The sequence below is a fragment of the Novosphingobium sp. BL-S-32 genome, from assembly GCF_056857055.1.
Genome location: NZ_CM166476.1, coordinates 2,695,165 through 2,720,510, shown reverse-complemented (window position 1 = coordinate 2,720,510; position 25,346 = coordinate 2,695,165). Strand labels below are relative to the sequence as shown.

28 protein-coding genes are annotated in these 25,346 nt (G+C 66.1%); 7 read left to right on the top strand and 21 right to left on the bottom strand.

What is annotated here, in order from left to right:
- Positions 1-155 precede the first annotated feature (155 nt).
- The 8 genes from AC1VVK_RS12885 to AC1VVK_RS12850 all read right to left on the bottom strand — a co-directional run bounded on the left by AC1VVK_RS12885 (position 156) and on the right by AC1VVK_RS12850 (position 9,177).
- The gene (locus tag AC1VVK_RS12885; RefSeq protein ID WP_132388780.1) at positions 156-836 is read right to left on the bottom strand and encodes a flagellar hook assembly protein FlgD; all 681 of its coding nucleotides are present in this window, start codon (positions 834-836) and stop codon (positions 156-158) included.
- Between the two features lie 12 nt (positions 837-848).
- Complete coding sequence (locus AC1VVK_RS12880) at positions 849-2,408, bottom strand: flagellar hook-length control protein FliK (protein WP_482903300.1); 1,560 nt, start codon at positions 2,406-2,408, stop codon at positions 849-851.
- A gap of 82 nt (positions 2,409-2,490) precedes the next feature.
- Positions 2,491-4,587 (bottom strand): flagellar biosynthesis protein FlhA, encoded by a 2,097-nt coding sequence (gene flhA, locus AC1VVK_RS12875; protein WP_482903299.1) that lies wholly within the window; start codon positions 4,585-4,587, stop codon positions 2,491-2,493.
- Between the two features lie 101 nt (positions 4,588-4,688).
- Entirely contained in the window at positions 4,689-5,207 is a 519-nt protein-coding gene (locus tag AC1VVK_RS12870; protein WP_482903298.1) for a helix-turn-helix domain-containing protein, read from the bottom strand.
- Positions 5,204-5,566, bottom strand: a complete 363-nt coding sequence (gene fliN / locus AC1VVK_RS12865; RefSeq protein WP_132388772.1) for a flagellar motor switch protein FliN — start codon at positions 5,564-5,566, stop codon at positions 5,204-5,206. Before fliN ends, AC1VVK_RS12870 begins: the two co-directional genes overlap by 4 nt.
- An 11-nt stretch (positions 5,567-5,577) precedes the next feature.
- On the bottom strand, positions 5,578-7,188 hold the full coding sequence (gene fliF / locus AC1VVK_RS12860; RefSeq protein WP_482903297.1) for a flagellar basal-body MS-ring/collar protein FliF: 1,611 nt from the start codon (positions 7,186-7,188) through the stop codon (positions 5,578-5,580).
- A gap of 94 nt (positions 7,189-7,282) precedes the next feature.
- Entirely contained in the window at positions 7,283-8,092 is an 810-nt protein-coding gene (locus AC1VVK_RS12855) for a FliH/SctL family protein (RefSeq protein ID WP_482903296.1), read from the bottom strand.
- Between the two features lie 56 nt (positions 8,093-8,148).
- Entirely contained in the window at positions 8,149-9,177 is a 1,029-nt protein-coding gene (locus AC1VVK_RS12850; protein WP_482905161.1) for a flagellar motor switch protein FliG, read from the bottom strand.
- Positions 9,178-9,285: 108 nt separating this feature from the next.
- Between AC1VVK_RS12850 and AC1VVK_RS12845 the strand changes: the two genes are divergently transcribed.
- From AC1VVK_RS12845 to AC1VVK_RS12830, 4 genes are all read left to right on the top strand, one after another.
- Positions 9,286-12,042 carry an SBBP repeat-containing protein gene (locus AC1VVK_RS12845; protein WP_482903295.1) on the top strand — a complete coding sequence of 919 codons (2,757 nt, stop codon included), beginning with the start codon at positions 9,286-9,288 and terminating at the stop codon, positions 12,040-12,042.
- Between the two features lie 28 nt (positions 12,043-12,070).
- Complete coding sequence (locus AC1VVK_RS12840) at positions 12,071-12,496, top strand: flagellar basal body protein (protein WP_482903294.1); 426 nt, start codon at positions 12,071-12,073, stop codon at positions 12,494-12,496.
- A gap of 683 nt (positions 12,497-13,179) precedes the next feature.
- Positions 13,180-14,307, top strand: a complete 1,128-nt coding sequence (locus AC1VVK_RS12835; protein ID WP_482903293.1) for a helix-turn-helix domain-containing protein — start codon at positions 13,180-13,182, stop codon at positions 14,305-14,307.
- Between the two features lie 211 nt (positions 14,308-14,518).
- Positions 14,519-15,769 carry a putative bifunctional diguanylate cyclase/phosphodiesterase gene (locus tag AC1VVK_RS12830; protein WP_482903292.1) on the top strand — a complete coding sequence of 417 codons (1,251 nt, stop codon included), beginning with the start codon at positions 14,519-14,521 and terminating at the stop codon, positions 15,767-15,769.
- A 249-nt stretch (positions 15,770-16,018) separates the two neighbouring features.
- Here the strand turns inward: AC1VVK_RS12830 and AC1VVK_RS12825 are convergent, their stop codons facing one another.
- The 8 genes from AC1VVK_RS12825 to flgC are packed head-to-tail and all read right to left on the bottom strand — an operon-like array spanning position 16,019 to position 20,884.
- A complete protein-coding gene (locus AC1VVK_RS12825; RefSeq protein WP_132388758.1) occupies positions 16,019-16,441 on the bottom strand; it encodes a flagellar biosynthesis protein FlgN in 423 nt (140 codons plus the stop codon).
- Positions 16,431-16,745: a rod-binding protein gene (locus tag AC1VVK_RS12820; RefSeq protein WP_482903291.1), complete on the bottom strand. Its 315-nt coding sequence runs from the start codon at positions 16,743-16,745 to the stop codon at positions 16,431-16,433. The genes AC1VVK_RS12825 and AC1VVK_RS12820 overlap by 11 nt, the downstream gene beginning before the upstream one ends.
- 17 nt (positions 16,746-16,762) lie before the next feature.
- Complete coding sequence (locus AC1VVK_RS12815; RefSeq protein ID WP_482905160.1) at positions 16,763-17,899, bottom strand: flagellar basal body P-ring protein FlgI; 1,137 nt, start codon at positions 17,897-17,899, stop codon at positions 16,763-16,765.
- A 59-nt stretch (positions 17,900-17,958) separates the two neighbouring features.
- Positions 17,959-19,053 (bottom strand): flagellar biosynthesis protein FlhB, encoded by a 1,095-nt coding sequence (gene flhB / locus AC1VVK_RS12810; RefSeq protein WP_482903290.1) that lies wholly within the window; start codon positions 19,051-19,053, stop codon positions 17,959-17,961.
- Between the two features lie 4 nt (positions 19,054-19,057).
- Positions 19,058-19,840, bottom strand: coding sequence for a flagellar biosynthetic protein FliR (fliR, locus tag AC1VVK_RS12805; RefSeq protein ID WP_132388750.1), 783 nt, complete (start codon positions 19,838-19,840; stop codon positions 19,058-19,060).
- 4 nt (positions 19,841-19,844) lie between these two features.
- Positions 19,845-20,108 carry a flagellar biosynthetic protein FliQ gene (locus AC1VVK_RS12800; protein ID WP_132388748.1) on the bottom strand — a complete coding sequence of 88 codons (264 nt, stop codon included), beginning with the start codon at positions 20,106-20,108 and terminating at the stop codon, positions 19,845-19,847.
- 21 nt (positions 20,109-20,129) lie between these two features.
- Entirely contained in the window at positions 20,130-20,465 is a 336-nt protein-coding gene (gene fliE, locus AC1VVK_RS12795; protein WP_482903289.1) for a flagellar hook-basal body complex protein FliE, read from the bottom strand.
- 11 nt (positions 20,466-20,476) lie between these two features.
- Positions 20,477-20,884, bottom strand: coding sequence for a flagellar basal body rod protein FlgC (gene flgC / locus AC1VVK_RS12790; RefSeq protein ID WP_482903288.1), 408 nt, complete (start codon positions 20,882-20,884; stop codon positions 20,477-20,479).
- A 127-nt stretch (positions 20,885-21,011) separates the two neighbouring features.
- Between flgC and AC1VVK_RS12785 the strand changes: the two genes are divergently transcribed.
- Genes AC1VVK_RS12785 through fliP form a run of 3 tightly spaced genes read left to right on the top strand, consistent with a single transcriptional unit; the run spans position 21,012 to position 22,339 of the window.
- Complete coding sequence (locus AC1VVK_RS12785; protein WP_132388742.1) at positions 21,012-21,245, top strand: FliM/FliN family flagellar motor switch protein; 234 nt, start codon at positions 21,012-21,014, stop codon at positions 21,243-21,245.
- Positions 21,246-21,248: 3 nt separating this feature from the next.
- Positions 21,249-21,560, top strand: coding sequence for a FliO/MopB family protein (locus AC1VVK_RS12780; protein WP_132388740.1), 312 nt, complete (start codon positions 21,249-21,251; stop codon positions 21,558-21,560).
- Entirely contained in the window at positions 21,557-22,339 is a 783-nt protein-coding gene (gene fliP, locus AC1VVK_RS12775; protein WP_482903287.1) for a flagellar type III secretion system pore protein FliP, read from the top strand. Before AC1VVK_RS12780 ends, fliP begins: the two co-directional genes overlap by 4 nt.
- A 21-nt stretch (positions 22,340-22,360) precedes the next feature.
- Here fliP and AC1VVK_RS12770 read toward each other — a convergent pair whose 3' ends face one another.
- The 5 genes from AC1VVK_RS12770 to AC1VVK_RS12750 form a co-directional block, all read right to left on the bottom strand.
- Positions 22,361-23,083 carry a PilZ domain-containing protein gene (locus AC1VVK_RS12770; RefSeq protein ID WP_482903286.1) on the bottom strand — a complete coding sequence of 241 codons (723 nt, stop codon included), beginning with the start codon at positions 23,081-23,083 and terminating at the stop codon, positions 22,361-22,363.
- A 19-nt stretch (positions 23,084-23,102) separates the two neighbouring features.
- Positions 23,103-23,540 (bottom strand): hypothetical protein, encoded by a 438-nt coding sequence (locus tag AC1VVK_RS12765; protein WP_347812988.1) that lies wholly within the window; start codon positions 23,538-23,540, stop codon positions 23,103-23,105.
- A gap of 41 nt (positions 23,541-23,581) precedes the next feature.
- A complete protein-coding gene (locus tag AC1VVK_RS12760) occupies positions 23,582-24,394 on the bottom strand; it encodes a flagellar motor protein MotB (RefSeq protein ID WP_132389536.1) in 813 nt (270 codons plus the stop codon).
- A gap of 63 nt (positions 24,395-24,457) precedes the next feature.
- Complete coding sequence (locus tag AC1VVK_RS12755) at positions 24,458-24,811, bottom strand: hypothetical protein (RefSeq protein ID WP_243652610.1); 354 nt, start codon at positions 24,809-24,811, stop codon at positions 24,458-24,460.
- Entirely contained in the window at positions 24,811-25,341 is a 531-nt protein-coding gene (locus tag AC1VVK_RS12750; RefSeq protein WP_482903285.1) for a chemotaxis protein CheD, read from the bottom strand. Before AC1VVK_RS12750 ends, AC1VVK_RS12755 begins: the two co-directional genes overlap by 1 nt.
- Between the last annotated feature and the right edge of the window lie 5 nt (positions 25,342-25,346).

The following is a 25,346-nucleotide window of genomic DNA, read 5'->3' as shown; positions in this document are numbered from 1 at the left end:
ACGCCGGCCTTGATAGATACGAAGCCCGAGGGTCGCAAACCGGGCTGGCAGATGTGCACCGCGACGGCGCTGCCTATATGCTGTCGAACAGCCCCACCCATCTTGAACGCCAATGCGGCGACGGGGCCCGCCAGCCCCGTCGCCGCCGGCGGACATCAGATGTTGGTGCCGGACGCGGCGATTGCCACTAGCCCGTCGACCGACATGCGGATGCCGTTGACGCCCAGCATGATCGTCGAACCATCCGTCACCACGTCGGAGACCTTCGCCACCGAGTTGATCGTCGTATCGAGCGTGTCGCCCGCCGCATCGGTTGCGGTGACCGCCAGTGTATAGGCGCCGTTCGCCGCCTTGGTGCCGTCGGCCTGGGTACCGTCCCACTCGTAAGTGCCCTGTGCGGTGGGATCGAGCGTGACCGTCTGGACGACCTTGCCGTTAGAATCGGAGATCGTCGCGGTGACCGCCGTGGGCGTGCCATCGACGTAATACGTCCAGTGCGCCGGATCGTCGCCCAGACCCGCCACCGGGGAATCGAAGCGCGCTTCCTTGCCGATGAAGCTGGAAGCCTGCGCCATGTCCTGCGAGCTGAGCTGGGTGAGGATGTCGCTCAGCTTCGAGTTCTGCTGGATCGACTGTTCCACCTGCGAATACTGCACCAGCTGCTGCGTATATTCTGAGGTGTCGGTCGGGTTGAGCGGATCCTGGTTGGTCATCTGCGTGGTCAGCAGCTTGAGGAACAGGTTGTAGTCCGACAGCAGGCTCGTGGTGGAGGCCGCAGTCGGATCGGTCGTCGAGGACGAGCCGCTTGAGGACGAAGTGTTGGAGATCGTGGTCATGCTGCTGGTGTCCTATGCCATGAGATCGACGTGGCCGCTGCTCCTGAGCGACCGGTAGGCCGGGTCGTCGCCCCCGCTGAATCCATCCGTTTGGGCCTGCTGGCCCTGCCAGCGCTGACCGCCTTGACCGCCGCTCTGGCCATTGCCCTGACCGGTGCCCTGCCCACCGGCGCGCGTATCGAAACGCAGCGACTGGCTGTCGGCACGGATGCCGGCATCGGCCAGCGCGCGATTGAGATCGGTGCTTTCACGGCGGAGCATGTCGGTGGCCGTGGTGCTGTCCGCCGACATGACCGCGCGCAGGACGCCCTGATGGTCGAACGAGAGGCGCACATCGATGCGGCCCATGTCGCGCGGGTCCAGCTTGATCAGCAGATCGTTGCCGCCCTTGTCGAGCGCGCGGGCGATTTGCACGCCCATGTCGGTGCCGAACTGTCCCTCGCGCACGGTCACCGTCGCGGACTGCGCGGCATTCTGCGCGGCGGCAGGATAAGGCAGTGCGGCCGGACGGCTGACGGCGGCGGCGAATGTCTGCGACAGCACCGGTGCCGACAATGTCGAGCCGTTCGCCGGAGCCGGATCGGCAGCGGCCAGACCGGCGTCATGCGTGGTCGCGGTGGCGTCTCCCGCAGCGTGCCCCGTGCTGGTGCTCGTACCGGTTGCCTCGGTCGTGGCACCAAACGCCGCCTGCTTTGCGGGTCCGCGCGCGGATGCTGCCGAGGCGAGCGTGACAGCGGGACCGCCCTCGACTTTGCCCTTGGCGTCCTTGCCCTCCGAAGCGTCGGCCGTGCGCCCGGCTACGGCTTGCGGTGCGCCGGCCAGAGCCGCCTGCGCCGTGGTGGCAGAGGTGGGCGTCGTGGCGGCCAGTTGTACACCGGCCTGCGGCAGGATCGGCAGCGGCACGGCCTGATCGTCCGCATCGGCGGAACGGGCGCGGTCATCGGTCTTGCCCGGCTCTGCGGTTTCGCCTGCCTTGGCATCACCGGTGCCGGTGGTTTCGGCAGGTGCCGCATCGGCGGCGGCGGCAGGCTCAGCGGCTTCGGCCAATGCCAATGCCGCCTGCTTCCCGGCGGCGGCCTTGTGCGAGGCCATGTTCATCGGCTTGGCCGTGAGCGGCGTCGCAGCCTCCGCTCCGTTCTGGCCCAATGTCGCGGCGGGGTCCGGCGTCAGCGCCGCGCCCGCATCTTCGGCAGGTACGGTCTCGATAGCGGGCACGGTTTCCTCGGCGGCCGCCAGCGTATCGGCAGCGACATCGGCGGTTGCCGTCTCCGCCGGGGCGGCTTGCGTTGTCGCATCGTCCTTCCCGGACGCCGCATCCTTGGACGACGTGGAACCGGACTTTGCAGGGGAATCAGATTTGGACTGAGCCGCCTTGGCAGGCCGGTCGCTTTTTACCGGGCGACCAGGCGCCGGGCGGCTGTCGTTATCGTCGGTCGCGTGGTCGACCATCGTTCCGAACGAAGAGGCCTTGCCATCATCGCCGCCCGCCGAGTTGTCGGCCGGACGGGGCGCGCTGGCAGCGCTGGCAGCGGGTGCGGCCATCGGAAACGCGGGATTGATGGAAACTGTCATGTGTCGCTACCCTGCGCCGGCGTCGACCGGCTACTTCCTATAATAGAGCGGTTTGCGCCTTTCCGGTCGAAAGGCCCTCCCCTCACCCGATCGTGCCAAGGCTGCGCAGACGCGCGCGCGGATGGATCTCGTTCTGCGAGAGCACCACTGTCGCCGGGCGCACGCGCTCGATGATCGAGCGGACGAAAGGCCGCAGTGGGGGGCTGGTGAGCAGGCACGGGATCTCGCCCTGCGCGGCGAAGCGGTCGTACGTCTCGCGCACGGCGGCGATGAAGGCTTGCAGGCTGGAGGGCGCCATGGCCAGATGGCGGTCATCGCCCTGCCCGACGATGGCCTCGCCGAAGGCCTCGTCCCATTCGCCGCCCAGCGTGACGATCGGGATCGTCCCGTCGAACGTCTGTTGGGCCGAGATCTGGCGGGCAAGACGCGCGCGCACATGCTCGGTCACTTGCGTCAGATTGTTGGTCATCGCGGTCGATTCCGCGATGCCTTCGAGGATCGTCGGCACGTCGCGGATAGAGACGCTTTCCGAAAGCAGGTTCTGCAGGATCCGCTGCACGCCCGAGATCGAGATCTTCGCCGGGATCAGGTCCGCGATCAGCTTCTCGGTTTCCTTGTGGACTTCGCTCAGCAGCTTCTGCGTCTCGGTATAGGAGAGCAGGTCGGCGATGTTGTCCTTGACGATCTCGGTCAGGTGGGTGGTCACGATGGTGCCGCAGTCGACCACGGTGAGGCCGCGGAAGCCCGCTTCCTCGCGCATCTCGCGGTCGATCCATAAAGCCGGAAGCTGGAACACCGGCTCCTTGGTCGGCTCGCCGCGCAGGCCCGTCTCGCCGCCCGCTGCATTGATGACGAGCAGCTTGCCGATGCGCAGTTCGCCGCGCGCGATCTCGGTCTCCTTGACGAAGACGATATATTCGTTGGGCTGGAGCGCCATATTGTCGAGAATGCGGACGGCGGGCAGCACGAAGCCAAAGTCGATCGCCATCTGGCGGCGCAGCGCCTTGACCTGATCGTCCAGGCGCGGCTCGGCACTGGCGTCGTTGATCAGCGGCAGCAGTCCGTAGCCGAGTTCGATGCGCAGCGCGTCGATGGCGAGCGTGCGGGCGATCGGTTCTTCCGCCTGCGCCGCCTCGCGCTGCTTGTTTTGCGCGGCTTCCATCCGCTCGCGCACGACTTCAGCTTCGGCCTTCTTGGTCATCGTCCAGGCAGCCCAGCCGCAGAGCCCGGCCAGCGTGGCGAAGGGGATGAACGGCAGGCCGGGCATCAGTGACAGCGTGCCCATCAGCGCGGCCACGATGCCGAAGGCCTTGGGATAGCGGCCAAGCTGCTCGCCCAGCGCCGCGCCGGTCTTGCCGGTGACGCCGCCCTTCGAAACCAGCAGGCCCGCCGCCGTCGAGACGATCAGCGCCGGGATCTGGCTGACAAGGCCGTCGCCGACGGTGAGGATCGTGTACGTCTTGAAGGCTTCGCTGAACGGCACGCCGTGGATGGCCACGCCGATGATGAGGCCGACGACGATGTTGATCGCGGTGATCAGCAGGCCGGCGACGGCATCGCCCTTCACGAACTTGGAGGCACCGTCCATGGCGCCGTAGAAGCCGCTTTCGGCCTCGATCTCGGCGCGGCGTTCGCGGGCTTGCGCCTCGGTGATGGTGCCGGCGTTGAGATCGGCGTCGATCGCCATCTGCTTACCGGGCATGGCATCGAGGCTGAAGCGCGCCGCCACTTCGGCGATGCGGCCCGCGCCCTTGGTGATGACCACGAAGTTGATGACCACGAGGATCGCGAAGATGGTGAGGCCGATGACGGTCTCGCCGCCCATCAGGAACTCGCCGAAGGCTGCGATCACGCCGCCCGCCGCATGGTGCCCCTCATGCCCGTGGCCGAGGATCAGGCGGGTGGAGGCAAGGTTGAGGCCAAGCCGCAGCATCGTCACGATCAGCAGGATCGTCGGGAAGCTGGAAAGCTGGAGCGGCTTCTCGATGAACAGCGCCGTCATCAGGATCAGCACCGAGGCGGTGATCGAGAGCGCAAGGCCCATGTCGAGCATCCAGCCGGGCATCGGCAGGATGAGCATGGCGATGATCGCCGTGACGCCGAGCGCCAGCGCAAGATCGCGACTGGGGCCCAATCGCGCCATCAACTGGTCTAGCCTGGGAAGGACAAGGGCTTTCATCGCGTTACCCGATATATGGACGGCGGTTGGAAGCGGACCGGACGGCGCCCGGCAGCATCAGGACAGGAGAGTCGGAACCGAAGTGGCACCGCGGGCGGCCGCTAGTGGCGGACCAGCCCCGGCGGCAGCACTTGCCCGTCGGCCAGGAAGGTGCGCAGCTTGTTGCGCATGGTGCGCACCGAGATGCCGAGCATCGACGCCGCGCTGGTGCGGTTGCCCGCGCAGCGTTCCAGCGTCTGGAGGATCAGCTCGCGCTCGACATGATCGATGCTGTGGCCCACCAGCCCGCTGACCGCGCGGCGGAACACCAGCTTGCCCGGCCTTTCGCCGCGCAGGCGCGCCATCACGTCGGGCAGGTCCACCGCGAATTCGATCACCGCGACATCGCCGCCGCAGCGCCAGGTCTCGCGGATCGCGCCGCCGGCGGTACCGACCGCGATGCTCGCGGCCGAGCCGCGCACCATCTCCACCGCCAGCCCCATCGCCGTGCCCAGCTCTCCGACCAGCATGAGCCGGGTGGCATCGGCGGGCGCAGTTTCAGAATGCAGCTCGGTTCGGGGCTCGGTTCCGGGTTCGGGGCCGGGATCGACAACCGCGTCGGATTTGCCGGACGGTATCATCCGTCCTGCCTCACGATTTCGGTGAGCGTCACGCCCAGCGTGCTGTCGATCAGCACCACTTCGCCGCGCGCGATCAGGCGGTTGTTGACGAAGATGTCCACCGGCTCACCCACGCGGCGGTCGAGTTCGACCACCATGCCGGGCTTGAGCCGCAGGAGATCGCCGATGTCCATCCGCGAGCGTCCGAGCACGGCCTGCACTTTCACCGGCACGTCGAACACGGCCTGAAGATCGTCGGGCGTCGGCGGCGTCTCGGGACGCGGGGTCCAGGGGCGGGCTTCGGTGAAATCGCCGGCAGGCGCATCGTCGTCGTTCAGGAACGCCGGGGCGAGCTGGCGGGGTTCGAGGTCGTCGCTCATGCGGGGGCCTTTCAACTGTTCATCCATTGGCGGATCACCGAAGCGGATTCGGCGGGACTGGAGGAGATGGCATCACCGATACGGCGCAAGGCGGAGAGCTTGATGCGGCCATCGACCTGAGCCAGCGCGATTTCCTGATCGAGCAGCGGCTCGCCGTTCTCGCCGCGCAGCTCCTCAAGGCGGCGCAGCGCATCGGGATCGCCATCGGCCGCGCGTTCGCCGAGCGACAGCATCTCGCCATCGGCCAGGCGCGGTTCAACCACGCCTTCGAGCAGTGGCGGCGGCGGCATCAGCTTGGGCTTCAGCATGCGCAGGCCGATCAGGACGATACCGCCGACAAGCACGATCTTGAACACATCGAACAGCCGGTCCCAGGTCAGGCCGAACGGCAGCCCGGCGGACGCGCCGTCGACATCCTGCGGCGCGTTGAACGCCATGTTCTCCACGACCACGCTGTCCCCGCGCGCGGCATCGAAGCCCACCGCGTTCTCGACCAGCCGCTGAAGGCGCTGGATCTGCGGGGCGGGCAGGCCCTGCGGCCCACCGTCCACCATCACGGCCACGGTCAGGCGGCTGAGCTGGCCGGGATTGCGCACCGCCACCTTCTGGGTGCGGCTGTTCTGGTAAGTAGTGTCTTCCGAGGTCTCGTTGCGGGCGGCGCGGCGGTTGCTTCCGCCACTGCCGGAAATATTGGCCTGGTTGTCGGGAAGCTGCGTACTCACGGAGGCGCCCTGTGCGCCGGCGCCGTTCTCGTCGTTCTGGTCGTTCGATTCGACCGTGACCTGATGCGCGACGACCTGCTTGTCGGGATCGTAGGATTCCGATTCCTCGCGGACCTGATCGCGTTCCAGCACGGCGGCGACTTCGGCGCGCACCTTGCCCTGGCCGACGATCGGCGCAAGCATCGCCTCGATCTCGTCGCGCAGGCGCCCCTCGATGGCCGACTGCCGCTCTTCGAGATCGCCCGAGCCACCGGCCCCGGCATCGCCCGCGCGCGCCAGCAGCGCACCGGTCTGATCGACGATCGACACCGCATCGGGCGTGAGATCGGGCACCGATGACGACACGAGATAACGGATAGCCTGCACCGTCTCGTTCGGCAGGCGACCCATCGTCTTCACGGTCACGGCGGCGCTGGCCTTGCGCGGTTCGGTCTCGAACATCGCGCGCTCGGGCATGACGATGTGGACGCGGGCCTTGCTCACTTTCTCCACCGTCTCGATCGAGCGGGCAAGTTCGCCTTCGATCGCGCGGGTTTCGTTGAGCTTCGCGCGCGAGGAGGAAACCCCGAAAGGCTCCTCGGAATCGAGCACTTCGTAACCGATCTTGCCGCCAAGCTGTTCACCGGCCAGCGACATGCGCAGCTCGGCCAGCTTGTCCACCGGGGCCATGACCGCGCTGCCATCGGCCGAAAGCTGGAAGGGCACGTTCTGCGCCTTCAGCTTTTCGGTGATCGACTGGGCAGCGGCGGGATCGAGATCGGAGTAGAGGTAGCCCATCTCGCTCGCGGGCGTGCGCAGCGCCATCCAGGCGAGCCCCCCGAGCATTGCGAGGGCCACGCCCCCCATCAGCAGGGCCCGGCGCAGGCCTATCTGCTCGATAAAGTTGCGCAACGCGTTCAAGATCGCCTCTTAATCCCGGCGAGGCCCCCCTGGCTTCGCTCACGCTCATTATAGGATAAGAGACTAGGCAACTCTTGCCGGTCGCCGGAAAAGTTTACGCGGCGGCGTCGAGCCCCGAAATCTGCCCATGATCGGTGTCCGGCCGGGCGGCTTCAAAGGCGTGTTCGGCAGCTTCGGAACCGACATCTTCCGCCATTTCCGACACTTCTGCTACTTCGGTCCGGGTTTCCACCGCAGCCAGCACCGGCGCATCGCGCCCCGGGCCAAGCAGACCGGCCAGTTCGGCCAGCACCGCCGCGCGGCGCGCACCGGCATCGACGCCAAGACCGCCCTCGACCCAGCCAATGCGGGCATCGGCGGGCGAGACTGCCGGATCTTCGACCACCAGCACCTGAAGCGTCCGGCGCTCTGCCGCCTGACGCGCGGCCACGACATGTTCGACCAGTTCGCGCATCGAGGGATGGACGCGGACGGTGATCTGGGTGCTGCGCGCGACTTGTTCGAGCGCGCGGGACAGTGCCTCGTCAATGGCGCGCGCGGGTTCCAGCGAAACGGCGTGGCCGGCCAGCATCTCGGCAGCGAGCAACGCGACCGAGGCCGCCTCGCGCGCGACCAGATCGGTCACTTCGTCGAAACGGCGGGCCACGTCGTCAAGCCCGGCATGGAGCGCATCGGTCGCGGCAAGCAGCGCGGCATCGCGTTCGTGGCGCGCCTGCGCCAGCCCGGCCTCGAAACCGTCGGCGCGCGCGCGGGCGAGTTCGGCGGCGTGATCTTCACGCATCCGTTCGATGCGCGCCTCCATTGCCGCCAGTTCCTCGTGCAGCGCTTCGCCGCCTTCCTTTTCCTCAGCCTCCGCCGAGGAAAAGCGGAAGACCCTGTCGAAGCCGAAGGGCTGAATGCTCATGGCCATCTCCATTGGCGCGAATCCGCCCTCACTTATCGTTAACGAACTGCTAAGTCTCAGTAAATCATCGCATCATCGCTCTTGGGATCGACAAGCATGATTTCGCCGCGATCTCCAAGCGACTTGGCCAGACGCACCAGCGCGGTCTGCGCTTCTTCGCATTCGCGCGCGCGCACGGGGCCCATCGCGGCCATGTCGTCGCGCATCAGCTTGGCGGCACGTTCGGTCATGGCGTTGAAGAACACCTTCTTCATGTCGTCCGGCGCGCCCTTGAGCGCCAGCGCCAGCTCGCGCTTGTTGCAATTGCGCACGATCGTCTGGATCGCGCCGGGCAACAGGTTGGCCAGATCCTCGAACGTGAACATCAGCGCGCGGATGCGTTCGGCCGATTCCGGTGCCTTTTCGTCCAGCTCGCCCAACATGGCCTCTTCGGTCGAACGGTCGAGCGCGTTGAACAGCTCTGCCATCATCTCGTGGGGATCGCGGCGCTGCGCGCGCGAGAGATTGGTCATGAACTCGCTCTTCAGCGTCTGCTCCACCTGGACCAGCACGTCCTTCTGCACCGTGTCCATCCGCAGCATGCGCATGACCACATCGGTGGCGAAATCGCGCGGCAGTTCGGCCAGCACGCGCGCGGCGTGATCGGGGCGCAGCTTGTGCAGGATCACCGCCACGGTCTGCGGATATTCGTTCTTGAGGTACCCCGCGAGCACGGCTTCGCTGACGTTGGACAGCTTGTCCCACATCGTGCGGCCGGACGGACCGCGGATATCCTCCATGATCTCCTTGACCTTGTCGACCGGGAGAATTCCCTCCAGCAGCCGCTCCGTGCTCTCGAACGAGCCGTGGAGCGAGGCCATGCTGGAAACTTCGCCGGAGAACTGCACCAGCAGGTGCTCGACCACCACCGAAGGCACGCGGCCGAGCTGGGCGATAGTTGCCGAAAGCTCCTTTATTTCCTCGGTCGTCAGCTGTTCCCAGATCGGACCGCCCTGCTCGTGCCCAAGCGACAGCATCAACGCGGCAGCGCGTTGAATTCCCGAATACTTCTTCAGCTCGGGTGGTTCGCCGATGGCGGCCATCATCGTCACGTCTTTCATCCCCAAAAAAGTCCGCAATACCGACCTGTCGGCGAATGCAACCGTCTATCTTATAGGATGATAGTGGGCGGGTGCGAAGCCCGGGAGGCAGTTTTGACGATAAACACCAACAATGCGCTGATCGGTCTTTCGATCCTGGGCGGAACCAGCGCCTATTCGAGCGCCCTCTCGTCAACCAGTTCGACGGATACCCCGGCGGTGACCAAGGCCAAGGCGGCCTTCACGATGGCGGCGACGACCCCACCGTGGAAGTTGGACGATCCCAGCGCCTCCACCTCCACCAGCGCGCAAGTCACCGCGATCCAGAAGTTGCTGTCGATCGTGGACGAAAAGACCTACGACCGTGACAGCACGCTGGACAACCTGCCCGACGTCAAGGCCACCTTCACGATCTACAAGGCGCTGGACCGGTTGCAAACGCTGGCCGAAAGCGCCGCCAGCACCAGCACCTCGGCCGCTCAACGCGCCTCGCTCGAAAAGACTTTCGCCAAGGGCCTCAGCGACCTTCAGAGCTATATCGGCTCGGCCGATACCGATCTGCTGACGCTCAACTTCGGCACTTCGGCCAGCCAGGCCAAGACGATCGCGGTGGACAAGCCCGATGTCACCGGCGCGGTCGCCGGCAATCCCATTTCCACCAAGGAAGGCGATGCGATCGCCGGCCTGACCGGCAACGAGATCTTCCAGGTCACCATGACCAAGGGTGCGACCACCCAGACGGTCAATGTCGACCTGTCGCAGTCCACCCAGCCGCCGACGCTCGATTCGGTGGCCGCCGCGCTCAATGCCGCGATCGGCGCCCAGCCGCAGCTCGACGCCAATGGCGATCCGGTGCTCGACGCGGACGGCAAGCCCGTCAGCGAGTGGCAGTCCAACTTCACCGTCAAGTACGACAGCGACTCCGAAAAGTGGGGCCTCGTCTTCAACCCGTCGGGCATTGAGAAGGTCTCGCTCGAACAAGTCGGCGCCGGCGATTCGATCATGGTCGCCAGCGGCGAGACCCGCAAGGATTCGACCACCGACGCCAGCGTCTACCGCTTCGGAGACATCGACGGCTCGCTGAGCTGGGAGCGCCTCGGCTCGATCAACGCCGTCGACGCCGCCGCCACCGCGCAGGCCCAGACCGCCGCGGCCGCCAGCACGACGACCACCACGTCCAGCAGTTCGTCCGGCAGCACCGCCACCCCCGACTACACGGTTGATGCCGCCACCTCGGCGCGCGGGATGGTGACCGACGCCGATGGCTTCAGCTACGTCGTCGGCACTACCAATGGCGACCTTGGCAGCCAGGTCACCGACGGTTCGAACGACATGTTCCTCACCAAGATCGATTCCGAAGGTCAGGTGGTGTGGCAACGCAATCTGGGCGCTGCCGGCTCGGCCTCGGGCTCGGCCGTCACGATCGCGCCCAACGGCGACATCGTCGTGGCCGGCTCGGTCAGCGGCGATTTCAACAACAGCGATCCAAGCCAGACCGACCTGCTGGTGGCGCGCTTCAGCAATACCGGCAACGAACTTTCGACCACCGCGATCCGCCAAACCGGCACCGAAAGCGCCAATGCGGTGACGGTCGGCAATGACGGCAGCATCTACATCGCCGGCCGCGCATCGACCGGCGGCGGCGATGCCGTCATCGTCAAGCTCGATTCCACCGGCAAGTTCGTCGAGCGCCGCACGATCGACAGCGGCGGCAACGACATGGTCAACTCGCTCGCCATCGACGGCTCGGGCAACCTGCTGGCGCTGACCAACGAGGACGGCGTTGCCAAGCTGCGCCAGATCGATGCAAGCTCGCTGTCGAACGACCTCAACTCGGTCACGCTCGGCAATGTCGAGGCGCGCGCGATTTCGGTGTCCGATACCGGCGAGATCGCGGTGGTAGGTGCCGCCAGCACCCCGGTAGGTGGCGATCAGGTCAATACGATCAGCGGATCGCGCGATGCTTTCGTCACCCGCATCGATTCCGGTCTGACTTCCGCCAGCACGACCTATATCGGCACCTCGGACGACGATCAGGCCGATAGCGTCACCTGGCTCAACGGCACGCTCTATGTCGGCGGCCGCACGGTCGGTACGCTGAGCGGGACCAAGGCCGGCACGGTGGACGGCTTCATCGCCCGCGTCGATGGAGACACCGGCGCGGTGCAGACGGTCTCGCAATGGGGCCTCGTCGCCTCGACCGTGGAGCCGGTGCGCATCACCACGCTGGCGGGCGGCGACAACGCCCTCGGCGCGCTCGGCCTGCACAGCGGAACGCTGAACCCGACGACTTCGGCAACGCTGGTCTCGGAGACCAGCCTGCGCGCGGGCGACGAGTTCTCGGTCATGGTCGACGGCGGCGACGCCCGCAAAATCACGATCGACGAAAACGAGACGATGACCACGCTGGCCGCCAAGATCAAGAAGATCACCGGCACCAACGCCACGGTCACGACCTCGCTGGTCGATGGCCAGACGACGCTGAAGATCACCGTCGCCGCCGGGCACACGCTGGTGCTGGGCGCCGGGGGCGACGGCAAGGACGCGCTGGCCAAGCTCGGGCTTTCGCCGGTCAAGCTGAGCACGCCCAAGGTCAAGACCGCGACAGATGCCAAAGTGACGCCGGGCGGCGCATACAGCCTCGCGCTCACCAGCGCGCTGAGCCTGACCGACTCCAAGGCCGCTTCCGTCGCGCTGACCAAGGTCAAGTCGGCGCTTTCGATGATCCAGACCGCCTATCGCTCGCTTTACTGGGACTCGGGCAAGGCGTCGCTGGTCAACGGCACGCTCTCCACCGGCAGCGGATCGGCCTATCAGCAGAAACAGCTCGCCAACTATCAGGCCGCCCTGACGCGCCTCACCAGTTCCTGATTCTCCAGCTCTTTTCGAGGAATATTCGATGTCTTCGCTTCCCCCTCTGCTGGATGGCATGGCCGCCTCGATGAAGGCGATGGCCGAGCACCAGCGCGTCATCTCCGAGAACATCGCCAACAGCGAGACCCCCGGATACAAGGCCCGCACCGTAACCGCGCCCGACTTCTCGTCGCTGGTCGCGCAATATGGAGAAGCCACCGGGGCGCCGCATGTCTCGCGCCCGCATATAGAATTGTCCGCCTCGATGTCGGCGCTGGGGGCGCGGCCCCCGCAAGGCGGCGGGCGCATCGTGGTCGACAGCGAGACCAGCGAGACCAAGCCGGACGGCAACAATGTCACGCTGGAAGACCAATTGCTGACGCTTGGCCAGGTCCAGGCGGACTACACGGCCATGACCAACATCTACAAAAAGCAAATCGGCCTGCTCAAATTGGCCCTTGGACGCGGCTAAATTCGCGCGCGGCTGAACGGAACTGACCGTCCGCCCATCCCCATATAGAATCGGACGGGATTACTCTGGGCGCGCTCCTTCGGGAGTGCGCCCTGTTTTGTTACAAAGATGCAATTCACGTCGAAATTACAGGAACAAAAGAGTGATTTCGGCGTTCATTCAATAAGATGCGCAATTTCCAGAATTCCGAGCCTGTCAGGCCTTGGTCCCCCTCCGGCGTGCCCGACGCCCGTTACGCGCGCGCGCATTTCGGCAAGCTCTCACAGTATTATGCACTTTATTTCAAAGATTTGCCGGTAGCGCTCCCAATCGGTGTCCTGTCCCGAAATGGACGTTACAGGGTCCAGGTAACCGTTAAAAACCTGCAATCGGTGCGATACAATGACCATTCACCCTAAAGTCATCATACTAGAAGACCATGGGGTCATCCGCGAACGCGCCCTAACTTGACCCGTTTTGAACCATCATCCCAAGAGCGATATTGACCCTGTTTAAGGATCATGAAACATCTTGGGCATTGCAATGAAATTCGAGCTTCAATGACCGAAAAATCAGTTCGATCTGGCAGGCGGGCAAGGACGGCTACTGCATCCGTACCCGCAACCCTTGAGATCGATGCCTGCCGCAGTCTGGTATTTCCAAACGGGATAAGGAAATTTCGCAAGCAACAAAATATAGGCTCATTGCTGGAACTGGCCGAACGCCTTCCGGACATTACCTATATTCGACTTTCCAAGATCGAACGTGGCGAGGTTTTCGCTCGTGCCCCGGAAATGCGCGCCATCGCAGCCGCACTCCAGGTCGATCCGCTGGATCTGCTTGTCGATATCGACGATCCCGCTTTCGATATCGAGGACTGGGCAGAGCCGATCATGGGTAACGACCGCACCGATCCCGAGGCTGACCACCTCGCGGTTCTGGTGGCGGCGGCCGTCCGCGCCCGCCGCGTTGCCGACGATACGCTGACCATCGCCGTACTCGAAGAACAGTACGGGATTGCGCCGGTGATCCTCTCGCGCATCGAAAACGCCCACAAGCCCTACGACCGCTGGAACGACGAAGTCCGCGGCTCGCTGCGCCGCCTGTTCGGCGTGGCCGACGATGCCGCGCTCGCGGCCGCCGTCGTCGCAGCCTGCGCGCGCGGCGAACTCGACGCGTTCCTGTCGCTGGTGGCCAATCCGCAGATCCGCATTACCAAGACCCGCACCCGCACCGCCGCGCTGCGCGCCGAACTGGGTGGTTCTCCGGCCGCTTCTGCCGAGGCCCCTGCGATGCGGCAGGCCGGCGCCGCCGCTGCAAGGGTGCTCAACGCACCCATCGGTTCTTCGCTGGAGACATCCGTGCTCGAACGCCCGGTTCCCGTGCTCGATGCCGCCACTCCCCCGGCGTTCGCGCCGAAAGCTCCCGAGAGCCCGGCGCCCGCGCAGTCGGTTGGGGAGGACGCGTCGGTCCGGCTGGTCCCCGTCTTCGGATCGCCGCTGCCCGATGGCTTGCTCGCCCGCACGCCGACTGGTACATTCGTGGAAGTGCCGCGCAGCGCCGGGCCGAACGCCTATGGTCTGCGCATCGGCCGCTCGACGCTGGGCGCCGGGCTGCCCGGCCGCGCCGTGCTGGTGGTCGATCCCGATCGCTTCCCCTCGGCCGGCGGTCTCGCCGTGATCGAGCAGGATACCGGCCTGCGAGTGATCGCCATCACGTTCGACCGGCAGGGCCACACCCTGGGCTTCAGCCTCAATCCCGATTTCGAAGTGGCGCTTGACGCATTCGACCCAGCCCGCATCGCCACGGTGCTGTCGGCTATGTTCGAATAGGCGCTAATTGTAGGACAACCCAGCCGTTGCGCACTCCAATCCCATATAATGGATTAAGGAGACAAGTTGACAGACGATGCGCAGCGCCAGCCAGCGAGATACGACCGCAGGGCACGAACGGAGACCGGGAAGCGATAGCCCGGAATTCGGGAGCGCCGGCGAGTCCCCGTTTGACGGGCACGAACCGCCGCTGCGGAGTGTCGAACGGGCCGTGGCGTTCTTGCGCGGAGAAGACGGCGCTCCGCAGCCGCTTTCCCTGCTGATCCTCGATCTTGACAGGTTCAAGCTGGTCAATGACCTGTGCGGCCACGCCGCCGGGGACGAAGTCATCGCCATCGCCGCCGGACGCTGCGGACGGATCGCGGCCAAAGTCTCGGGCCGGGTCGTCCATGTCGGCGGGGACGAGTTCGCCTGCGTCCTGCCCCTGAACGACGGCGCCGACCTCTCCGAGGCCGTGGCTGCAGACCTGCTGGACGTACTGGCCTCGCCCATCGTGCTGGGGCGGCACATGATCCACCTGACCGCCTCGATCGGCATCGCCAGCGATCCCTCGGGCACTACCACGCCCGAGCGACTGCTGCGCGGCGCCTCGATCGCGATGTCGCGCGCCAAGGCTTCGGGCGGAGCCGCCGTGCGTCGCTTCACGCCTGAAATGCTTGCCACCCTGACCGACCGTGCGGCGCTGGAAGAGGCCCTGCGCTCGGCCCTGCTGCGCGGCGAACTGGTTCCGCATTACCAGCCCATCGTCGCCCTGCCCTCGCGCAAGATCGCGCGCTTCGAGGTGCTGGCCCGCTGGGAGCATCCGCATCGCGGCCTGCTGGGCCCCGACTTGTTCCTGCAAGTGGGCGAAGACCTCCGGCTGATCGACGAGATGCTATTCGGCCTGCTGCGTCAGGCCTGCCGCGACGCGCGCGAATGGCCGGACGAGGTGGGCCTTTCCGTCAACATGTCGCCGCAGCAAGTCTGCGATCCGGGCGTTGCCGCAAGGCTGCTCCAGATCGTCTTCGCCTGCGGCCTGCCGCCCGAGCGGCTGACGGTGGAAATCACCGAGAACGCGATGGTGGACAATCTCGCCGATGCGCGCGCGACGATCGACACGCTGCGGGGGGCCGGTGCGCGCATCGCGCTGGACGATTTCGGCACGGGCTATGCCAGCCTTGCGCGGCTGTGCCACTTGCCGCTGGACACCATCAAGATCGACCGCACGCTGATCCAGGCGCTCGACAGCGACCCCGGGCGCAAGCTGGTCAACACGGTGCTCGACCTTGGCCGCAGCCTTGGCATGCCGGTGACGGCAGAAGGCATCGAGACCGAGGAGCAAGCCCACTTCCTCGTCGAACGCGGCTGCGCCTTCGGGCAGGGCTTCCTGTTCGGCCGCGCGGCACCGGCTTCGGCGACCCTTGGTATGCTGGAAAAGGCCGATAAGCTGGAAAAGGTGGGCGGCCCGGACGGCGAGGTCTGACTGCACTTTCGCCGGCGATTGCTGATGCCTCGGAGGTGCTACCCACGGGCTAGATACTGACCGTGAGCTAGCAGCCTCAGACCCCGTCGCCCCCGCGAAGGCGGGGGCCCCGCTTCTTGGCGACGTCCAGCCCCGCACAACAGAAGCGGGATCCCCGCCTTCGCGGGGGCGACGGAGTTTGTGTTCGTAACCCGCTCCGTATTCGGGGGAATGGGTCCGTCGCCCAGTATTCCGCTCTGGTATTCCGCCTTAGTATTCGCCGTTGAACGAGATCGGCGTCGCCGCCTCCACGCGGGCCATGTCGCCGCTGGCGCCGTAGGTATAGGAACGGTTGCCGCTCAGCCGCTTGGCTTCCTCGGCGATGGCCGTCATCATTTCCATCGACAGTTCGATCTGCCGCTCCAGCAGCGCCGCATTGGCGATCGAGGCCGCGCGCAGTTCGCTCAGGCAGTCCGACAGGCGCTCGCGCGTTTCCTCGTCCATCTGCTCGGTCCACTCCGGCTCACGGCGGTTGCGGCGGGCCAGCATTTCCTCCAGCGAGGCGACCAGGCGCGCTTTCGCCGCTGCCAGCGAGGCAAGGTCGAGCACGCGCTCGCGGCGTTCCAGACGCTCGGTTTCCTCACGCATGACCAGCGAGAGCGAGGTCATGATCTCGATCATTTCATTCGGCATTGCCGGTCACTCCCTGAGGGTTGCCGCCCTGCATGCGGATGATCTGGGCCTGGACGGCCGAGGCGATGCCCAGCCCCTTGCCCTTGGCGATCTGGTTACCGACCTGCTCGGCCAGGACCCCGCGGAACATTTCCTCGCCGTGGCCGCCCGAGAATTCATCGCCCTGATCGACGCTTTCGAGCATCATCTTGGCGACCTGCCCGGCGAACACGCCTTCGAACTGGCGGGCCACGCTGGCCGGAGACTTGTCCGGCGAAGGAGAAACCTGCGGCGCCGGAAGCGACGTGATGGTGGTGTCGGTCATCTTGCTGCCTCCTTTTCTTATTGCACGGTGATCTCGGCCTGAAGCGCACCCGCGCTCTGCAAGGCCTGAAGGATGGTGATGAGGTCACGCGGGCTGACGCCCAGCGCATTGAGCCCCGAGACCAGATTCTGGAGCGAGGTGCCCCCGGTCAGCATCGCCAGCGAGGCGCCGTTGCCGTCGTTCGCCTCGATCCGGGTGCGCGGCACGGTGGTCGTCTGCCCGCTGGACAGCGGCCCGGGCTGCGAGACTACAGGGGTTTCGGTCACGCTGATGGTAAGCCCGCCCTGCGCGATCGCGACCGGGCTCACGCGCACGTCCGCGCCCATGACCACGGTTCCCGCCGCCTCGTTGATGACGATGCGCGCGGGCTGGTCGACCGGCACGGTCAGGTTCTCGATCCGGGTGACCAGCTCGATCACCGAGCCGCCGTGCGGCGTGATCTCAACCGTCGCGGGATCGAGCACGGTGGCAGCGCCCGAAACTTCGTTGTTGATCCGTTCGGCGATCCGCCGCGCGGTGGTGAAATCGGGGTTCTTGAGCGCCAGCTTGAGGCTCTGCGCAGAGCGCAAATCGTAAGGCACCTCACGCTCGACGATGGCGCCGCCGGCAATCCGCGCGGTGGTCATCACGCCGCGGCTAAGCTTGGCCGCCGCGCCTTGCGCCTTGAAGCCGGAGACCGCGACGGGGCCTTGCGCCACCGCGTAGATCTCGCCGTCCAGCGCGCGCAGCGAGGAGACCAGCAGGATGCCGCCCTGAAGGCTGGTGGAATCGCCCAGCGCCGAGACCTGCACGTCGATCGTCGAGCCCGATCGGGCAAACGGCGGCATCGTCGCGGTCACGGTCACGGCCGCGACGTTCTGGGTCAGCATCTGGTCGCCGCGAATGTTGACGCCCATGCGTTCGAGCATGGCCTGCAACGTCTCTTCGGTGAACGGCACGTTGCGGATACGGTCGCCGGTGCCCTGGAGGCCGACGACGAGACCATAGCCGACCAACTGGTTCGGCCGCACGTTCTCGACATCGACGATGTCCTTGATGCGCGGCTGCGAGTCCGCAAAGGCGGTGCCCGGCGCGGCCAGCGCCAGCACGGCGGCAAGGGCTGGAGCCAAGACAGCGAGCGACGCGCGCTTCCGCGATTTCAGGGGCATCTGCATCAGTGTCCTTATAGGAAGGTGGTTGAGCGCGCCGGAGCGGGTCATCGGGCTTTTTCCCTTCACCGCACGCTGCTCCCGGCAGGGCGTCCGGCGCCGCGACGGGCGAGGCGCATGACGTAGCCGATGATCTCCGCCACGGCGGCGTAGTGCTCAATGGGGATCGGCCGGTCGATCTCGACCGAGGCGAAAAGCGCACGCGCAAGCGGCGGGCTCTCCACGATCGGGACATTGGCCTCGGTGGCGATCTCACGGATCCTGAGCGCGATGGCATCGACGCCCTTGGCAATGACCAGCGGCGCGGCCATCTGTCCGTGGTCGTACTTGAGCGCGACAGCATAGTGGGTGGGATTGGTGACGATCACGCTGGCGGTCGGCACTGCCGCCATCATGCGCTGGCGCGATCGCCGCATCTGGATCTGGCGGATCTTGCCCTTGATCTTGGGATCGCCCTCGCTCTGCTTGTGCTCGTCCTTCACTTCCTGAAGAGTCATGCGCATGCGCTTGAGGAAGGCGCGCTTCTGGTAGACATAGTCGGCCAGCGCCAGCAGCGAGACCGAGATCGCCGCCGCGCGCACCGCGTCGAACATCAATTCGGCCGCCGCCCTGGCTACCGCGCCGGGCGCATAGCCGACCAGCTGGTCGAGCCCGACAATGCGCGGGCTCAGCACCTTGAACACGACGAAGGCAATGCCCAGGAACTTGGCAAGCGTCTTGGCGAATTCGATCAGCGCGCGCTTGCCGAACATGCGCGAGAGGCCGGAGACGGGATTGAACTTGGACCATTTCGGCGCGAGCCGGGCCCAGGCGATGGTGAAGCGGCCCTGCACCATGGCCATCACCGCGATACAGGCCAGCAGCACCGCGAAGACCGGCAGGAGCGACCAGATGAAGTGAATGGCGAGCCCGGTCATAAGGCTCTGCGCTCCGTTGGAATCGAGCCGATATTCGTCGGCATTGCCCCAAAGGCGCACCATCAGCGGGCCCAGCGAGGCAAAGGCGCTGGCACCCACGCCGCCGGTGACGATCAGCGCGCCAATCAACATCGCCGCGTGGCGGACTTCGGTGGCCATCGCCACTTCGCCGCGCTGGCGGGCATCCTCAAGGCGCTTGGGTGTCGCCTCCTGTGTCCGCTGGTCCTTTTCGCTCTCGGCCATGGCGTCAGAACTTCCATCCGTCCTGCATGAACGCGGTCATGGCCGAGGCGAAGGCGGTGAGCATGGAGCCCAGCGTCACGCCGACCAGCGAAATACCCAGCATCAGGTTGAGCGGCTGGGTGATGAAGAAGACCTGGATCTGCGGCGCCACGCGGGCAGCAAGGCCAAGGCCGAGGTTGAACAGCGCGCCGTAGAGGATCAGCGGCGCGGCCAGGCTGACACCCAGCGCCATCGCCTGCCCGGTCACGTGGATCGCCAGTTGCGCGAAGTCCGCCGCAGGCGGCATCCCGCCGACCGGGAAAGTAGAATAGGACCGGACGATCGCCTCGATCCACAAGTGGTGCACGCCGAACGCCATGCAGACGAGCACCGCCGCCAGCCCGAACAGGCGCGACAGCAGCGGTGACTGCCCGCCCATCGAGGGATCGTTGACCAGCGCGGAGGAAAGCCCGACCTGCTGCGTCGCCATGGAACCGGCAATAGCTGCGGCAGTGAACATGATCTTGACGATAGAGCCGAACGCCAGCCCCACCAGCATCTCCGCGATCACGATGATCGGCAGGTTGGCCATGCCGCCCTGCGGGCCCTGCAATACCGGGCCAATGCGCGGGGCAAGCAGCCCGTAAAGCCCGACGGAAAGGCCCAGCGCCATCACCAGCCGGATCTGCGCGGGCACCGATTCCTCGGAAAAGGCCGGAAGCAGCATGACCACCGCACCTACCCGCGTGAACAGGATCAGGAAGGTGGTCGCATCAACCGGCAGCGCGGCAAGGAGGGCGGCGTCCATCGCCTCAACCCGCGACGATGAGGTCGGCTATACGCTCCATGAAAGCCGAAAGCGCATGGCCGATCATCGGCAGGGAAAGCAGCAGCACCGTGCCCACCACCACCAGCTTGGGCACGAAAGTCAGGGTCATTTCCTGCACTTGCGTCAACGCCTGAAGCAGGCCGACCAGAACGCCGACGATCAGCCCCGCGATCAGCATGGGGCCGGCGACCGTCAGCACCAGCACCATCGCGGTGCGCGCAATCTCGATGGTGGAAGCCGAGTCCATGACGCGCCCCTGCCCTTCCGGCTAGATCTGCATCCGCATGATTTCGGAATAGGCGTTGACCACACGATCACGCACCGAAACCACGGTGTCGAGAGCGGTTTCGGCGGCGCCGATGGCGGTGACGACGTCGATCAGGTCACCCTTGCCCGCCACTTGCTTGGCACTCTGCGTCTCGGCGTTGCGCAGCGAGTTGGCAGTATCGCCGACCATCGATTCCACCATCGAACCGAAGGTGCCGCCGCCACTGGCAGCACCGTCGACCGAGGTGGAGCTGTCGTCCGACGTGCCGAACGTAGGCGCAGTGTTCTTGATCGCGCGGCCATAGGCGGCGGCCGCGTCGAGGGCTCCGATTGCCATGGTCTGGTTCCTTACTTGAGCAGGTCGATCGTGCGCATGGTCATGCCGCGCGCGGATTCGATAGCGTTGAGATTGGCTTCGTAAGAGCGCTGGGCGGCCTTCATGTCGGCCGCCTCGATCAGCGGATTGACGTTCGGCTGCTCAACATAACCGCTGGCGTCGGCAGCGGGGCTGCCCGGCTGGTAGACGCGGGTGAACTGGCTCTTGTCGCCCTCGATCGACTTGATCGAGACTTTGGTGGCCCCGGTCGCACGGTCGACTTCGGAGGCGAAAGTGGCGACGCGGCGGCGATAGGGATCACCGCCCGCAGTGGTCGCGACCGAGTCCGAGTTCGCGAGGTTTTCCGCGATCACGCGCATGCGCAGCGACTGGGCACGCAGGCCGGACGCCGATACGTCGATCGAGTCTTGCAATTCCATCGTGTTAGCTCCCCTGTCCGCAGTCAGCCTGCGGTGCAGACAGCTTCCTTATAGGCATTTTTTGCCTAGTTCGGATCACTCCTATATTTTTCTTTCCTATAACGAGGGCGAAAGGAGACGCACTGCAATGTCCGTCCTCGAAGGTATTCCCATCGACCTGTCGATCGTGCTGGGTTCCACCAGCATTCCCATCCGGCAGGTTCTCAAGATGAGCCGCGGCGCGGTGATCCCGCTCGACTGCGGCCACAGCGACCCCACCCGCGTCTACGTGAACGAAGAGCTGGTGGCCGAAGGCAAGATCCTGGTGAACGGCGAGCACATGTCGCTCGAAATCACCAAGGTCGTCGAGCGCGAGGGTTGATCGGTGGAGTTTCTTGCCCTGCTGCGCACGCTGGGCGCGCTGGCCGTGGTGCTGGGGCTGCTGGTCGGCGCGCTCTGGGTGGTGCGCCGCTACGACTTGCGGCTGCCGCAGAAATGGCTCGCCAACCTGGGCGACAAGGACACCACGCGCCGTCTGGAACTGGTCGAGCGCCTCTCGCTCGATCCGCGCCGTCAGGTCGTGCTGATCCGGCGCGACTACAAGGAAATCAGCCTGCTGATCGCCCCGGAAGGCGTGATCATGCTGGATTCGGCTCCATGCAGCGGCATCACCCGGAACAGGGACGCGGGCGAATGAACCGGCGTATCGCACTTGTCGCGGCGCTGGGCTGTGCCGCTCTCGTATTCGTCGTGCCCGAACTCGCCATGGCCAAGGCCGCCGCTGCGGCAGCCGCGCCCGACGCATTAGGCGGGCTTGGTGGCGGAGGTGCCGGCGGCGGCGCGGTGTCGAGCCGGGTGATCCAGCTTGTCCTGCTGATGACGGTGCTGAGCCTTGCGCCCGGCATCCTGATGACGGTCACTTCGTTTACCCGCATCGTCGTCGCGCTCTCGCTGCTGCGCTCGGGCCTTGGCGCGCAGGGCGTACCGCCGAACCCGGTGATCATCAGTCTGGCGCTGTTCCTCAGCTTCTTCGTCATGGCCCCGACGTTCGACGCGGCGTACAAGGATGCCATGGTCCCGTACAACCAGGGCCGCATCAACGAGACGCAGGCGCTGGACCGGGCGCAGAAGCCGTTCCACACCTTCATGCTGAAGCAAGTGCGCGACGAGGACGTGAAGCTGTTCGTCTCGCTCTCCGGCAAAGTCCCCGCCTCGCGCGAGGCGCTGCCGATGTCGACGCTGATGCCCGCCTTCATGATCTCCGAACTGCGCCGCGCTTTCGAGATCGGCTTCCTGCTGCTGCTGCCGTTCCTCGTGATCGACCTTGCCGTGGCCGCCGTGCTGATGGCGATGGGCATGATGATGCTGCCGCCCGCGACAGTGTCCTTGCCGATGAAGATCATCTTCTTCGTGCTGGTGGACGGCTGGGCACTGGTGGCGGGGTCGCTGGTCAAAAGCTTCGGTGGGCCGGGATAAACTCCGGCCCCGATTTCCCCGTTACGATCCGTCTTCCTGCTTCCCGAACCGGGCGCGCATGTCGAGCAGCCAGGGGCCCAGCTCCGCAAACGCGAGCGGTTCGAGGAAGACCAGCCCGCAGGCCTCCTCCCCCACCCAGCGCACCGCCGCCTCGTGCTCGCCAAGGCCGGGGATGGCGATGCCGAGCAACTGGTCGCGCGGCATGGCGCTGGCCACGGTCACGCGGGCGCCGCCCTGCGAGATATCGACCAGACGCGCCGGATGGCGATAGCCCACCACCAGCAGCGCTACCGGGCAATCGGCGGTAAAGCGGGGCCCGCGCGCGATGCCCTCGGCGCCGCTGCGCATCGCCGCATGGGCCAGCAGTTCGGGCACATCGACCTTTTCGTCGAACGCCACGCCGATCCGGCCCGCGCGGTTCCAGCGCACGGTGCCGGCCAGAGTGTCCCCGGCCTTGAGCGTGACTTCGACCGCTTCGTTGACCGCGAAGCTGCCGTGGACTTCGGCCATCATCCCGGTTTCCGAGATGTTGCGCACGCGGCACAGGGTTTCGCGGTCGCCCGCCGCCAGCTTGCCGATCAGCAGGATCGTGGTGACGCGCGGCGCGCGGGCGACGAGATCGCGCGGGTTCATGGCTTCCGGTCCGGAATCGGGTGCAACCTCGACCGCATGGTCGGGGGCAGCACCGAGCGAGCCCGAAAGCTCGTCGGCGGCACCGAGGCGGGATGAAGGCGGCAACGGCATGTACGTGTCCTTGAAGGTGTCAGATCGGTGCTGCCTGGGTGATGACCGCCCGGCGCACGAGTTCGGGTCCGTAGACTTCGCGCGCGGCATCCATCACCACGCGGCGGAATACGTCGAGATTGGGGATCATCCCGTCAGGCCCGCTCGCCAGCGGCTGGCGATAGCTGCGCATGTTGACCGCGTTGAGCAGCACCGGCAGCTGCTTCGTCACTTCCTCGCCCTTGCCCTTGGGCACTTCGAGCTGACACTCGAACGAGACGTAGCCCGAAAGGCGCCCGTCGGCGAACGTGATCGGCGCCAGGATAGTGCCCGTCGGCACGAATTCGCTGGCTGCGGGCTGCTTGTGCATCCCCGGCAGCCATTGCGGCGCCCATTGTACAACGCCATAAGCCGCGCCCCCGCCGATGGCGGTGCCACCGACCAGCGCGGCCACTGCGATCATGATCTTCCTGATCACCTGCTGCTCCAAACTTGCATCATCGTGCCCCGGTAGATCCTTCAGAACCGGAAACTGGCATCCTGCGGCAATGCCGAGGATGCGGCCATCACGACGATCGTGATGCGCCGGTTCTCGGGCCGCTCGGGATGGTCGGGATAGACCGGCTCGGTCCCCGCCTTGGCGACGACTTCGGCGAAACGGTCGGCCGGCAGGCCCGCGCCTACCATGGCCGCGCGCGCGGCAAGCGCACGCTGGGCGGACAGCGACCAGTTGGCCTCGCTCTGCCCGCCGGTGGAATCGGTGTGGCCTTCGATCGCGATCTGCGCGCCGGTTCCGGCCAGCTTGCGGGCGATCCGCACGAGCATGTCGCGCGCATAGTCATTGAGCTGGGCCGTGGCGCCCTTGAACATCGAACGCTGGGCCGTGTCGACAAGGTGGATCCGCAGGCCATCGCGCTCTTGCTCGACATCGACGTTTTGCTTGCCTTCGGAAGCATCGACCGGCTGTTCGAGCGAGAGCTGCATTTCCTGCGCCATCACCCGCAGCGCGGCTTCCGGCACATCGGCCGTGCCCCCGCGCGAGGCGCCCTTCACGCCGGATTCGGCGGAGGGCTGGCCCAGCGCCTTCTGGTCCTCGGCCTGGGCGCGGCGGGTATGCCCGCCAAGGCCCGGCTGCGGGCCCGGCGTGCTGGTCAGCGTCGAAGGCTGGGCGTTGCGTTCGGCGGCCGGTGAGAAGTATTCGGCCAGCCCCTTGAGCTGCGCCTTATCCGGGTTCGCCAGCAGCCAGAGTAGCATGAAGAAGGCCATCATCGCGGTCACGAAGTCGGCATAGGCCACCTTCCACGCCCCGCCGTGATGAGCCGGTCGGGCCATCTTCTTGACCTTGCGGATGACGATCGTCGTATCGCCGTTGCCCTGCGCCACTCAGGTATTCCTTCAGTCGAGCGCGGCGCGGAGGCGCGCCTGCATGACATTGAGCCGGACCTGGCCCAGCGCATCGGGCAGCGGCTGCCCGGCCGCCACGCGTTCGAGCAGTGCCGCGCTCTCGTCCACGTGCTGGGCGATGAGGTCGAAGGCCTGGAGCTGGTCGAGGTAGTCGGCCACGAAGCGCTCGTCGGACACCAGCACTCCGGCCAGTTCCTCCAGCAGTTCGCGCGCCACGCGCATCTCGTGCGCGAGTGCGTGGCCAAACGGCGCCTGGCACAGCGGCGCGCCATCGCCTTCCATCATGATCGTCACTTCTTCGGTCCCCCTGTAGTCGCTCGCCGGCCGATCGAGCGACGCCGTCATCAGAAAAGTTCGAGTTCGCCCGTGCGCTGCGGCGCGGCGAGGGGCGCGGGCCGCAGAGCGACGGGCAGCGGCTGGTCCTTGACCAGCATCGCGCGGACCCGCCCCTCGAACGGCATGAATTCCACCTTGCGGGCCTGCGTGCCGCCCAGGTCGCAGCGGTCGACCGCGATCCCTTCGGTGCGCATGAAGTTGCGGGCGAATTCGCCGTTCTTCGTGCCGATGCCGCCAAGCCCGGCCACGATGTTCGCACCGCCGTAAAGATGCCCCCGCAGCCGCGAGCGCTGGGCGCCGCGCTGCATCAGGGCGTTGATCAGCAGTTCCATCGCATGAACGCCGTATCGCTGCATTTCGACGCCGGTGACCGGGCTATCCGCACCCGGCTCACCCAGCAAGAAATGGTTCATGCCCCCCACCCGCGCCACCGGGTCCTGAAGGCATGCGGCGATGCACGAGCCGAGCAGCGTGGAAATGACCACGCCTTCCTGGCTCGCGACATGGAATTCGCCCTGGACGATGGAGACGCGGCGCATGGAGA